The 12,389-nt window shown below is 37.4% G+C and carries 15 protein-coding genes; 8 read left to right on the plus strand and 7 right to left on the minus strand.

The window, feature by feature from the left end; translation table 11 throughout:
* The first annotated feature begins 2 nt into the window (after window positions 1-2).
* From AC27VX_RS00980 to AC27VX_RS00990, 3 genes are read left to right on the plus strand one after another with little or no spacing between them, the layout of a single operon-like run.
* The gene (locus AC27VX_RS00980) at window positions 3-1,085 is read left to right on the plus strand and encodes a mannose-1-phosphate guanylyltransferase (RefSeq protein WP_236856738.1); all 1,083 of its coding nucleotides are present in this window, start codon (window positions 3-5) and stop codon (window positions 1,083-1,085) included.
* 32 nt (window positions 1,086-1,117) lie between these two features.
* Complete coding sequence (locus AC27VX_RS00985; RefSeq protein WP_236856739.1) at window positions 1,118-1,780, plus strand: hypothetical protein; 663 nt, start codon at window positions 1,118-1,120, stop codon at window positions 1,778-1,780.
* Entirely contained in the window at window positions 1,749-2,282 is a 534-nt protein-coding gene (locus tag AC27VX_RS00990; RefSeq protein ID WP_300688541.1) for a GNAT family N-acetyltransferase, read from the plus strand. Before AC27VX_RS00985 ends, AC27VX_RS00990 begins: the two co-directional genes overlap by 32 nt.
* 89 nt (window positions 2,283-2,371) lie before the next feature.
* On the opposite strand, the gene bcp is transcribed toward AC27VX_RS00990, so the two are convergent.
* A complete protein-coding gene (bcp, locus tag AC27VX_RS00995) occupies window positions 2,372-2,821 on the minus strand; it encodes a thioredoxin-dependent thiol peroxidase (protein WP_236856741.1) in 450 nt (149 codons plus the stop codon).
* Window positions 2,822-2,854: 33 nt separating this feature from the next.
* Between bcp and AC27VX_RS01000 the strand changes: the two genes are divergently transcribed.
* Complete coding sequence (locus AC27VX_RS01000; protein WP_236856742.1) at window positions 2,855-3,475, plus strand: endonuclease III domain-containing protein; 621 nt, start codon at window positions 2,855-2,857, stop codon at window positions 3,473-3,475.
* Window positions 3,476-3,542: 67 nt separating this feature from the next.
* Here AC27VX_RS01000 and AC27VX_RS01005 read toward each other — a convergent pair whose 3' ends face one another.
* Together AC27VX_RS01005 and AC27VX_RS01010 are read right to left on the minus strand one after the other, a co-directional pair.
* Window positions 3,543-3,989 (minus strand): DinB family protein, encoded by a 447-nt coding sequence (locus AC27VX_RS01005; protein ID WP_488693416.1) that lies wholly within the window; start codon window positions 3,987-3,989, stop codon window positions 3,543-3,545.
* 108 nt (window positions 3,990-4,097) lie between these two features.
* On the minus strand, window positions 4,098-5,894 hold the full coding sequence (locus AC27VX_RS01010) for a DUF885 domain-containing protein (protein WP_236856744.1): 1,797 nt from the start codon (window positions 5,892-5,894) through the stop codon (window positions 4,098-4,100).
* A 168-nt stretch (window positions 5,895-6,062) separates the two neighbouring features.
* Between AC27VX_RS01010 and AC27VX_RS01015 the strand changes: the two genes are divergently transcribed.
* The 4 genes from AC27VX_RS01015 to AC27VX_RS01030 all read left to right on the plus strand — a co-directional run bounded on the left by AC27VX_RS01015 (window position 6,063) and on the right by AC27VX_RS01030 (window position 8,816).
* The gene (locus tag AC27VX_RS01015; RefSeq protein ID WP_236856745.1) at window positions 6,063-6,524 is read left to right on the plus strand and encodes a hypothetical protein; all 462 of its coding nucleotides are present in this window, start codon (window positions 6,063-6,065) and stop codon (window positions 6,522-6,524) included.
* A gap of 176 nt (window positions 6,525-6,700) precedes the next feature.
* Window positions 6,701-7,405: a MotA/TolQ/ExbB proton channel family protein gene (locus AC27VX_RS01020; protein WP_236856746.1), complete on the plus strand. Its 705-nt coding sequence runs from the start codon at window positions 6,701-6,703 to the stop codon at window positions 7,403-7,405.
* A 93-nt stretch (window positions 7,406-7,498) separates the two neighbouring features.
* The gene (locus tag AC27VX_RS01025) at window positions 7,499-7,897 is read left to right on the plus strand and encodes an ExbD/TolR family protein (protein WP_236856747.1); all 399 of its coding nucleotides are present in this window, start codon (window positions 7,499-7,501) and stop codon (window positions 7,895-7,897) included.
* Window positions 7,898-7,931: 34 nt separating this feature from the next.
* Entirely contained in the window at window positions 7,932-8,816 is an 885-nt protein-coding gene (locus AC27VX_RS01030; RefSeq protein ID WP_300688526.1) for a ferric siderophore ABC transporter substrate-binding protein, read from the plus strand.
* Between the two features lie 15 nt (window positions 8,817-8,831).
* On the opposite strand, the gene AC27VX_RS01035 is transcribed toward AC27VX_RS01030, so the two are convergent.
* From AC27VX_RS01035 to accD, 4 genes are all read right to left on the minus strand, one after another.
* On the minus strand, window positions 8,832-9,224 hold the full coding sequence (locus AC27VX_RS01035) for a hypothetical protein (RefSeq protein ID WP_300688524.1): 393 nt from the start codon (window positions 9,222-9,224) through the stop codon (window positions 8,832-8,834).
* A 63-nt stretch (window positions 9,225-9,287) separates the two neighbouring features.
* On the minus strand, window positions 9,288-10,691 hold the full coding sequence (locus AC27VX_RS01040) for a nucleoside recognition domain-containing protein (protein WP_488693420.1): 1,404 nt from the start codon (window positions 10,689-10,691) through the stop codon (window positions 9,288-9,290).
* A 264-nt stretch (window positions 10,692-10,955) separates the two neighbouring features.
* Window positions 10,956-11,465, minus strand: coding sequence for a DUF6973 domain-containing protein (locus AC27VX_RS01045; RefSeq protein ID WP_236856751.1), 510 nt, complete (start codon window positions 11,463-11,465; stop codon window positions 10,956-10,958).
* Window positions 11,466-11,520: 55 nt separating this feature from the next.
* Window positions 11,521-12,375, minus strand: coding sequence for an acetyl-CoA carboxylase, carboxyltransferase subunit beta (gene accD, locus AC27VX_RS01050; RefSeq protein WP_236856752.1), 855 nt, complete (start codon window positions 12,373-12,375; stop codon window positions 11,521-11,523).
* Window positions 12,376-12,389 lie beyond the last annotated feature (14 nt).

The raw sequence follows: 12,389 nt of genomic DNA on the forward strand, positions 1-12,389 counted from the left end.
GAATGTTAAAATCAGATAGATATTGCGTTATCATGGCGGGTGGAATCGGGAGCCGGTTCTGGCCGATGAGTACGCAGAAATTTCCAAAACAGTTTCAGGATATTTTAGGAACAGGACGTACCATGATTCAGCAGACTTATGACAGAATCAGCAAGATAATTCCTAAAGAGCATATATTCGTGATTACGAATAAGGAGTATGTATCACTTTCTCATCAGCAGCTTCCGGAAATTCCTGAAGAAAATGTTGTGGGGGAACCTCTTATGAAGAACACAGCAGCATGTAACCTTTATATGGCTAACAAAATCGCTGAAATTAATCCGGATGCAACCATGATTGTATTACCGGCAGACCATCTGATCCTTAAAGAGGATGTTTTTTTGGAAAAAGTGGAGCTGGCATTTGAAGTCGCTTCAAAACATGATTATCTGGTAACACTTGGGATTACTCCTACAAGGCCTGACACCGGATACGGATATATTCAGTTTGTAGAAAAAACGGGATCGGAATATTTCAAAGTAAAAACATTTACAGAAAAACCGATTCTTGAAATTGCTCAAAGCTTTTTAGAAAGTGGAGATTTCCTTTGGAATGCAGGGATATTTATTTGGAATGTAAAAAGCATTCACCATGCTTTTGAGAACTATCTTCCTGAGATGATGCAGCATTTTATGGCGTGTGAATACAATTCAGACAAAGAAAACAGCTGTATTGAAACCATTTATCCGAAGGTTCAAAAGATTTCTATAGACAATGGAATTTTAGAAAAAGCTAAAAATGTATATGTAATTCCATCAGATTTAGGATGGAGTGACCTTGGAACATGGACTTCTGTTTATGAAAATACAGAAAAAGATGAAGACGGAAATGCTTTTAAACTAAAGCACTTACTGGCCTACAACTCAAAAGGAAATATTGTACGTCTAAAAAACAACAATAAAGCGGTGATTATTGACGGTCTTGAAAATTATATCGTTGTAGATACCGATAAGGCACTTCTTATCTGCCCCCGTGAAAATGATCAGCTGATAAAAGATTATGTTCTCGATTTAAAAAGTTTCAAGAAAGGAGAGAAATTCATGTAATATTTGGTATACTTTCTATTGATTTTAAAATTATGATTACAACTGCAACACGCTTTACTGTTTTTTCTTTTTTACTTTTGGGAATTTTAGGATATTCTCAGGAGAAAAAGAAATTTGCAAGTATTTCGGGTATTTTGCAGCAGATTAATCCTGATAATAAAGTGGACTCCTGGGTGCTGGTATACAACAGCTACGGAAAAGGAGAGGAGATAAAGACTGCGAGTAAACTAAGCTATACTCCTCAGTTTTCGGGATTCAATTTGTTTCCCAGTGAGGACAGTTTTTATTATATTGCCTATTCCGAAGGAGGAAAGGTAAATTATGTTCTTGATGTAGAGGGGCTTAAAAAGTTCGTGGGAAAAGTTGATAATGCTCAGGAAGCCGCAATAGTATTATCTGCTGACGGCTATATCGTAGATGAAGAATTTAAAGATCTTGCAGGAAATTATCACGAAGACAAGTCTAATTATTATTTAGATCTTGGAAAACTGACCTCAAAAGAATGCCCTTATCAGAAAACACATTATACCTTGACAGTAAATAAAGCTACAGGAGCTGTTACTCAGGTAAAAGATAACGGAACCTACATTGAGCTTTACAATAAAAAATGTGCTAACAACCCGAGACTTTTAAAAATCGAAAAAAAGGAAGAACCAAAGAAAGATGAGCTTAACAAAACACCCAAACGCAGATAACGTTTACGAGACTGAGAGGTTAATACTTCGGCCAATGTCCCGTGAAGACAGAGATTTCATTTTTGAACTTTATAACAGACCTAAGTTTATCCAATATATCGGCAACCGCAACGTTAATACCATTGAGGATGCTGAGAATTATATCCTGAGCAGATTTGCGCCGCAAATTGAAAGACTTGGATTCGGAAACTATCTTTTGCTAACCAAGGAAGGGAACGAAAAAATAGGAGCTGTGGGAATCTTTGAAAGAGAAGGACTTGATGTCGTAGATATCGGATATTCTCTGTTGGAAGAGTTTGAAGGAAAAGGATATGCAATTGAGGCCGCCAAAAAGGTAAAATCCATTGGTATGGATAATTTCGGACTGTCAAAAATATCGGCCATCATCTCAAAAGACAATCTTTCATCTCAGAATCTGATCGAAAAACTGGGACTGAAGTTTCAAAAATGTGTTACTCTTCCTGGTGAAGATGAAGAGCTAAACTATTACGAGACAGAATAAAGATCAACATAAAAAAGTACAAATATTTTCAAAGCCTCCCTTAGAAGGGTCTCGCAGATGAAAATATTTGTGCTTTAGTATAAGAAACATTATTCTTCCAGAATCTGTTCTGCTGCCGTTTTTGAAGTTACTTTTTCAATAACTCTGGTGCAGACTCCATTTTCATTAAATATAAAGGTTGTTCTTACAATTCCCATATAGGTTTTCCCAAACGTTTTTTTCTCCTTCCAGACTCCGAATTTTTCAATGATATCACGGTTTTCATCCGCAATAAGATCATAAGGAAAAGCAAACTTACTGTGGAAATTTTTCTGTTTCTTTACAGAGTCACCGCTCACTCCCAATAACTGAAATCCTTCTTCTTTAAGCTTCGAATAATTGTCGCTCAGATTGCACGCCTCCACAGTACATGTTGGTGTACTGGCCTGAGGATAAAAGAAAACAACTAGTTTTTGACCTATCAACTTTGATGAGGTTACTGTTTCCCCGTCCTGATTTATTCCTTCAAATTCAGGTAATTTGTCTCCAACTTTCAGCATAATGATTTAATTTTGTTCAAATTTAAGGGTTACATGACAAAAAAGCAAAGAGCTGAGCTCGTTCAGATAGAACTGGAGAAATTATATCCTACAACACCTATTCCGCTGGATCATACTGATCCTTATACATTAATGGTTGCCGTAGCGCTTTCTGCCCAGACAACAGATAAAAAAGTGAATCAGGTGACTCCTGATCTTTTTGCCGTAGCAGGAACTCCGCAGAGAATGGCGAAATTGGAAGAATTTGAGATCAAAGAACTGATCAAAGAAATAGGGCTGTCCAATACCAAAGCCAAAAACCTGAAAAGGATGGCCGAACTTTTATTGGAAAGACATGAGGGCATCGTTCCCCAGACCTACGAAGAACTGGAAGCGCTTCCGGGAGTAGGACACAAAACGGCTTCAGTGGTGATGAGTCAGGGCTTTGGTTTTCCTGCTTTTCCGGTAGATACCCATATTCATCGTCTGATGACACTTTGGAAACTTACCTCAGGGAAAAATGTGGTTGAAACAGAGCGTGATGCCAAAAAATTATTCCCGGAAGAGGTATGGAACAAACTTCACCTTCAGATTATCTTTTACGGAAGAGAATATTCCCCTGCAAGAGGGAAAGGAGATAAAGATTTTATCACCAATATGATGTTTGAAAAATAATATCAGTAATCATATAAAAACACAATTCCCTCTTCTTCAGAGGGAATTTTTACTAATAAAAAGGTCATTAATAGTCCAGTAACCTTCTATGATAGTTGATCTGTCCCAGATGATAGTCTAAATGGGAAATAAGGTGAATCAGAAAATAATCTGTGGTCATAATATCCTCAAAAACCACAAGAGGGTATTCTTTTTTCAGATCATCTTCAGATAATTGGCTGAGTGCTGTCTCTATTACCACGGCGGTTGCCCGAATCTTTTCAATAAGTTCCTTTCTTGGGACAGCCTTTAAAGAAAATTCAAGTTCGCGATGTCTCACATAACCTGTATTTCCAAGATGTGTGCCTATGAAATGATTGAGGTTTCCCACTAAATGAAGGCAGAGGTTTCCGGCAGAATTGGCAATGTTTTTATCGGTTTTCCAAAGGTTTTCTTCATTTTGATAGGCTTCTATCTCTGTTTTTAGTTTATTCAGATCTCTGTTGTATAGGGATTTCAGGCTTTCTGTGATCATGATTTTTTATATTTAAATTTATTTAAATTTTCGAAATGGAAAAAAAGAGACGAAAAAGGGCACTGTTTGTTCTTCAGTACCCTTTGTATTTTCTTGTTAATAAAGATTTTATTTCTGTTTTTTAGCCCAAAGCTCCATCTTTCTGTTCAGAACGTCCAAAGGAAGGCATCCCTGGCTTAGTACTTCATCATGGAAGCTGGCCAGATTAAACTTATTTCCAAGCTCTTTCTGATACTTCTCTCTAAGTTCGCGGATTCTTAAAGAACCTATTTTATATCCTAGCGCCTGTCCGGGCATTGCCATATATCTTTCCACTTCTGCAACAGCCGATCCTTCATCATAAGAAATATTGCTTAAGAAATATTTGATGGCTTCTTCCCGTGACATTTTTCCCGTATGAATCCCTGTGTCTACCACAAGTCTTACCGCTCTCAGCATCTGATCACTCAGGTATCCCATTTTCTGGTAAGGATCTGTATATAATCCAAACTCAGGGCCCAGTGTTTCACAATAATGTGCCCATCCTTCACCATATGCTCCAAACCATCCGAATCTCATGAATTTCGGAAGTTTTGTATTTTCCTGCTGAAGAGAAACCTGATAGTGATGTCCCGGGATTGCCTCATGAAGGAAAAGAGATTCCATTCCTGAGGTAACATTGAATTTGGTGGGGTCAGGAAGAGGAACATAGAAAATTCCCGCTCTTTTGCCATCCGGAGTTCCCGGAATATATTCCGCACTCGCACTTGCCTCTCTGAATTTCTCAGTCTGTCTGATCTCAAACTTTGTTTTTGGGGTCACATTAAACATGGTCTTCAGCTTCGGAGTAATTTTGGTTAAGATGCTGTTGAACCCATTCAAAACATCCTTAGATGTTTTATAAGGCATTGCTTTGGGATCAGTTTTCACGAAGGTGATGAATTCTTCCAGAGTTCCGGAGAAACCTACCTGCTGTTTTACTTTTTCCATTTCTGCACGAAGCATAGCCACCTGCTGTAGGCCGATTTTATTGATCTCGTCTGGAGATTTCTTAGTAGTTGTCCAGCTTTTTACATAATAGCCATAAATTTCATTCCCATTGGGAAGACTGTTGTAACCATCAGTATCTCTGGCTTTCGGCAGATAGTCTTTTTCTAAAAAGGCTCCCATCTTGGTATAGGCAGGAATAATTTTTTTAGTAATCGCATCTTTATAAAGCCCCGAAAATTTATCTTTCTGAGCCTGAGAGAAGTTTTTTGGGAAATTTCTAATCGGCCCATAGAAAATATTTTTTTCCATGTCTGGTGTAATGATTTCCTCTGCCTTCATTTGAGGAATCATTTTGAAAACCAGTTTTTTAGGGAGTACGATTTTATTATTGATCCCTTCACGGAAATTGTCTGCTGCCGCATCCATCCATTCCGGGAACTTTTCCATTCTTTTTAGCCAGTCACTGTAGTCTTTCTCTGTTTTAAAAGGTTGATTTCCCTCTCCGCTTCCATATAAAGGAAAAGTAAGCGGAAGCCCTCCAAACTGAGTGAAAGGAATATATTCGGGGTGATAGGCATAAGCCTCAATTTTATCTTTTAAAGTATAATCCAGCACGTCATACACTACTTTATCATCGTCAGACAGTGTTTTGTAATCTACATGATCCAGCTGCTTTTGTACCGAATTGTAAAACGCTACCTCTCCTGAGATAAAATCTTTATCAATATTGATAGGTAGCTGGTCATTATACCTTGTATCTCCTTGTGCTGTAGCATCTAAAGGATATAGTTTAAGGTACTGCTCATAATAGTTGGCAGCAATAGAATCCAGATTGCTGGGAGTCACCTTTGTAAGTGGTGAGTCCGTCTTTTTGCACGAAGCAAGGCCTATCATCAATCCTATTCCCAGGATACTTTTTGATAAAATGTTTTTCATTTTCAGAATCTTTATGAAACAAAAGTAAGTATTATTGGGAGATTCATACCCATTGTCTGAATTGATTTTAAAAAATAATTTTCAAAATCCTTTTAACTTTGAATCAATTTTTTATCTTTGTCTAAAACGTTTAACAATCATATTATTACAGTTCTTTTTTAAGGAAAAATGAAAGGGATTTTAAAAATTTACCATCCGGACGAAACGCTAAAATACAATATCAGAAATACTTATTGTAAAGCCGTCTACAGCAACCAGCAACATTTTTTAGAGGTTGAAATTATAACGGATGACAGCTTGGATCACGTAGATGATGATTCATTACAGTACAACTTTCCGCAGCTTTCACTAGAAATTTTTGATTTCCCCATAGATTCTGGGGAGATAGAAGGCAAAACCATTAAAATCAATGATTCTGATGAAGATACCTATACCGAGGTAGACCTCTTCGATGATGAAGACGCTTATGTCTATGACAATGAGCTTCTTTTTGAAAGAAACGAGGAAGGTGAACTTCAGCTAATCTGGAAGGGGAGTATTGATGATTTCTATACCGGATCAGATACACCGATTCCTTTTAGGTTAAAATGTGAATTCAGGCAGGATGATATTGACGTAGAAGAAGACTAACAGAGTCTTTCCTCTTTTTTAATATCGAATTTCTTTTCAAAATTTCTTTTTGGAAAGAAATTTGCTATTTGTATAAATCATAACAAAATTTAAGTGGTTTTTAAGCAATTTTTAAGATATCAATTCATAATATTCCACTACATTTGTCGTTGAAACTTTAATAAAATTCACATTTAATGCTGTTAACGGAACTTTCTCAGATTTTATTTGCGCAAATTGCTACACCTGTAGTTGCCACAGACAATTTAGAATTTTCATTTTGGAAGATCATGTTCCACGGAGGAGCCTTCGCTAAAATAGTAATGGGAACTGTATTGCTGTTGGGCATATTCTCCCTATATCTGTTTTTTGAAAGATTTTTCTTTATCAAGAGGCTGTCTTCAAAGACAGATTCCAATTTCATGAATAATATTGAAGATTTTATCAAAGCAGGAAAAATAGAAGCTGCAGCAGATTATTGCAAAACACAGAATTCTCCGGAAGGAAGAATTTTAGAAAAAGGGATTTCAAGATTGGGACGCCCTGTTTCTGATATTGTAAGTGCTATGGAATCTCAGGCTCAGGTAGAAGTGGCCAATATGGAAAAGAACTTAAATCTTTTGGCTGTAGTACCTAGTATTGCTCCAATGTTGGGACTTTTGGGAACAGTAATCGGGATGATTATTGCATTCTTTAATTTATCTCATGCAACAGGATCTTTCTCTCCAAAAACGCTTTCTGAAGGTATTTATACTGCTTTAGGGCAAACTGCTGTAGGTTTGGCGGTAGCTATTCCTGCCAATTTCTGTTATAATATTCTTTTAACAAGAATTGACCGGTTTGTATTGAAGGCACAGAATATGTCTGGAGAATTTTTAGATCTTATCAACAAACCTTTATAAATCTTTCTTATGAAATCGTACTATCAGAAATTTTTTAAGAAAATTAACAATAGAGCGATTCCATCTGACCATTAAAAATATTAGAATAAACAGATGAAAATTCAGAGAAGAAATAAAGCGAATCCGGAATTCAGTTTAGCAGCGATGACAGACGTTATCCTGTTGATGCTGATCTTCTTTATGATAACATCTTCTGCAGCCAATCAGAGTGCTATAGACGTAAATCTGCCAAAGGCGGGAGCTACTGAAGATAATATTCCCAATCCTCTTACGGTAAGCATCAAACCGGATGGTTCATTTTTTGTTGATGATAACCCAGTGAACAAAGGAGAATTGGAACAGGTTATTGCCGATAAAATGGCCAATCAGACCAATAAATCTTTCACGATAAGAGCAGACGAAAATACACTGCATAAAGATGTTGTCTTCGTTATGGAAATCGCTGAAAAATATAAATTTAATATTGCTATCGCAACGGTTAAAGACAAATAACAAATCCGAATCTCGGAAAGAATTACTTTTAAAGATGAGAAGCTATACAGCAAATAAAAACGAAGAGAATAAAGATAGGATAAAGAGCGCTTTGCTTACTATTCTTATCTGGGCTTCCGTTTTGCTTTTTGTTTTTTTATATAAATTAAAACCTGAGCTGGATAAAGACTCTGAAGTAGTGACAACAATGCTTGTAAACTTTGGAGACAACAGAAACGGAAACGGTGTTGAAGAGCCTGCTGAGCAACCGGGAAGTTTAGCCGCAGCTACAGAAGAAGTTATTCCGGAACCTGCGGAAACACCTGTGCCTGAAACTAAAACTGTAGTAAAGCCGGAGCCTGCTCCTGAGCCAAAGAAAACTGAAGCTAAGGAAAAAATCATTACAGGAAATAGTTCAAAAAATACAGTTCCTAAAAAAGAGGAATCAAAAAAAGCTGAGAAAAAGGAAGCAACGAGTACCAATGCTTCAAAAAATACTAAGAAATCCGGAGCTGCTACTGCTAATTCAAAAACAGGAACTGGTGACGGAAAAGGAAATGCCGCTATTGGTAACCTGATAAAAGGAAGAGGTACAAAAGCCGGAAGCCAGGGAACTGGTGATGGGATAGGAAATGCAGGAGATCCTTTAGGCGGTGATGGAAATGGAGACAGCAAGGTAGGAATCGACAGGAAGCTGGTAGGATATATCCCCGGGACAATGGGCAGAGGAGGTGCACAGCCATCTCACAGCTGCACCGAAAGTGGATCTATTACCATTGCTTACACAGTAGATAAAGCTGGAAATGTGGTTTCTGCCAGAAGGTTAGGAGGAGTTTCAGATCCTTGTGTATCATCCACATCTGTCGCCTGGGTCAAGAAATATGTAAAGGCTGAGAAAGCCAATACATCATCCACCGGAACTTATAAGATTACATTCTAAAAATATAAAAGCACTTTATTCAAGTGCTTTTTTCAATTCATTAATTCTGTTAATAATCGGAAGGGCAAAGATTCCGCTGGTCTGAAGATAAAGCTCATAAAATGTCTTGGCTTTATCCTGAAAATCTTTATTCTGACTTTCTCTGCTCTTAAAATAGAAAAGGTTCCCAAGCATTTCATAATAATCTTTGTGGTCTCTTTCCTGTCTTTCGTTCACAATTTCAATTATTTCTTCTTTGGTTTTAGAAGAAATATCGGTGAAGCTCATCTTGAAAATATCTCTCATCAGAGTATCAAAATCTAACTCCTTTTGCATTAAACTTTCTTCAGGTTTGTCAAGAATCAGTTTTTCCAATGCCTGAGTCAGCTGACGGATGAGTCTTAGGGTAAATTCTTTATCTGTAATCATAATAGATTTAGGGTTTTGAGTTGAATGTATAAAGTTAACAGCATTTGCTCAACCAGGACTTAGTTAAGCAAAAAATAAATAAGCAAGTGCTATTGAAGTAATAACCCCCACTAGATCGGCCAGAAGCATAGCAACTACAGTATATCTGGTGTTCTTCACAGCAACGGCCCCAAAGTAAACGGCAATCACGTAGAATGTCGTATCTGAGCTGCCCTGAAGAACCGCTGCCAATTTACCCTGGAAGCTGTCCGGGCCAAATGTAGACATCGTATCCACCATCATTCCTCTGGCTCCTGAACCGGATAAAGGTTTGATTAAGGCTGTTGGAAGTCCGTCAACAAATCGAGGGTCAAGGTTTGCAATATTGGCAACCCATTTCATTCCGTCAATAACCACATCAAAAACACCGGAAGTTCTTAATAATGAAATAGCAATAAGCATTCCCACGAGATAAGGGATGATCTTTACACAGGTGGTGAAACCTTCTTTTGCCCCTTCAATAAAAGCGTCAAAAACGTTGATTTTTTTATAAAGAGCTCCAAGCACGATCGCCAGGAAAATAAAAAGAATCAGCCCATTACTTAAAACCTGGCTGAAAATATCCAGCTCACTTTTACTAAGTCCTGTAAGATACCATACAAGAAGGCCGATAATTATTGAAACTCCGCCTATGTAAATAAGAACGGCTGGCTTTAGTAAATTAATTTTCTGATATAAAGAAACAATGATCATCGCCGCTAAAGTAGCGGCAAATGTGGCGATCATGCAGTAGAGGAATATATCGGTAGGGTTTTTTGAACCTGCAGAAGCTCTGATAGCAATGATAGAAACGGGTATAAGGGTCAGTCCTCCGGCATGAAGGCAGAGGAACATAATCTGTGAATTGCTGGCAGTATCTTTATTAGGGTTTAAAGTCTGGAGACTTTCCATAGCTTTTAAGCCAAAAGGAGTAGCTGCATTATCCAAACCAAGGAGGTTCGCACTGAAATTCATCAGCATATGCCCGAATGCAGGATGGTTTTTTGGGATTTCCGGAAATAATTTGGAGAAAAATGGCTGGATCAGGCGGCTTAACAGATTAATACCTCCTGCTTTTTCAGCAATACTCATAAAGCCCATAAACAAGGTCATGATTCCAATAAGTCCAAGGCAGATTTTTACTGCCGTTTCTGAGGTTCCAATAACCCCATCAGTTTCCTGAACACGGTAAACCTGTACCTTTGTTTTTAAAGAATCTGTTTTATAATGAATTCTGCTGTCTGCAAAATCGTTTTTTTTCATCAGATTATCTTTCACCACAGGAGAAAGTACTGCTATAGGTTGTGATGTAATCTTCACCGTATCACCGCCTTTTCCCACTACCATATCGTTAAAAATGGTTTTGTAGTTCTCTGATGAAATATATTTTATACTGGCAATGGTAATGGCAATGATAATAAAAGCCGACCAAATTCTGCTGAGCACCATCTGATTTAATTAATTGTTTAAACTTATCAAAAATACTTTAAACCACAAAAATAACTAATGTCTTTTGTTATTCTACAGTTTATTGAGAGAAGTAATTGAAGTCTGCCGGTTTTCAGGTTTATATAATGCAGCATTCGAAAAGGTACTGGTACTTAGAAGGGGTTATGCTTAAACACATTGCTGAATGGTATGACCTTGTGAATGAAAAATAAACAGTAGGTTTTATTTTCGCTCTGTGTATTTTTTAACGTTAGAAAGATAAAGTTACTCTTCCAGGTAAACTAGGTACCCTTCAAAGTCATCATCCAGGTTTTTCAGAACTTTTGCATCATCCATTTTTTTGATCAATCCGTCTATAAAGAAGCTTTTTTCAAAAAACTGACGGTGTATTCCCGGAAGAAGCTCCATGAAATAATCCATTCCGAATTTGTTGTTGTGGAGGTCCATTTTGGTTTCCAGCGGTTTGTTGGGAAACAGCTCCTCATGCATGTCAGTCATTCTCTTACAGAAATCAAGGGCTTTCTTGGGTGAAGAGATCTTAGAGCAATACATGATGATAAAACAGCACCAAAGGGCATGTCGGAAAGCGTTTCCTATACCATTGGTAGAGGCTGTCTTTGGGAATTTTGCCTGTGCTATAGTGAAGGCCTTTATAGTAGCATGAAAGCTTAATATAGCAAAAAGAGGATGGGGAAGAACAAGCGACAAAAGACGGATTATCTTTTTAAAGCTCATACTCCTGATGGTGTTGAAAAATATCTTAAAAGTCCTCATAAATAAAAAATCTCTCCCCAATTAGAGAGAGATTGTATTGTTTTTGTTACAGATACTATGCTTTTACAGCTAATAAATTAACCGTTTTGGCAACAGTATCCTGAATTTCAGTTCTTTTTACGATGAAATCTACAAATCCTTTCTCCTGTAAGAATTCCGATGTCTGGAATCCTTCCGGTAAGTCTCTACCAATTGTTTCGCGGATTACTCTTGGTCCCGCGAAACCGATAAGAGCTCCCGGCTCAGCCATAATGATATCAGCTGTCATTGCAAAAGAGGCTGTGATACCTCCAAAAGTAGGATCACAAAGGTAAGCGATATATAAAAGCCCAGCTTCTGAAAGCTGAGCAAGCTTAGCCTGCACTTTAGCCAGCTGCATCAGAGAATAAGTAGCTTCCTGCATTCTTGCCCCTCCAGACTGACAGATAATCATATAAGGAAGTTTGTGTGTAATACAGTAGTCTATAGCTCTTCTGATCTTTTCGCCCATTACAGAACCTAAAGATCCACCGATAAAAGCAAAATCCATACAAGAAACTACCATTTCAGTTCCCTTTACAGTTCCTACAGCATTTCTGATAGAATCTGTAAGTTTTGTTTTCGCTCTTACTTCTTTTAAACGGTCTTTGTAAGGTTTTGTATCTTTGAAATTTAAGATATCAATACTTTCCACATTGGCATCCAGTTCGGTGAATTTACCGCCGTCAAAAAGGATGTCAAAAAATTCTGCACTTCCTATTCTTACATGAAATCCATCTTCAGGAGAAACATAGTTATTTCTCTTTAGTTCATCATGTTCCACAACTTTTCCGGATGGAGTCTGATGCCAAAGGCCTTTAGGAACGTCCTTTTTTTCATCAGTAGAGGTGGTTATGTTTTTTGCTTTTCTTTTAAACCAGTCGAATGCCATTTTTAATAAGTATT

The organism is Chryseobacterium sp. 14P4.3.2, assembly GCF_057799275.1.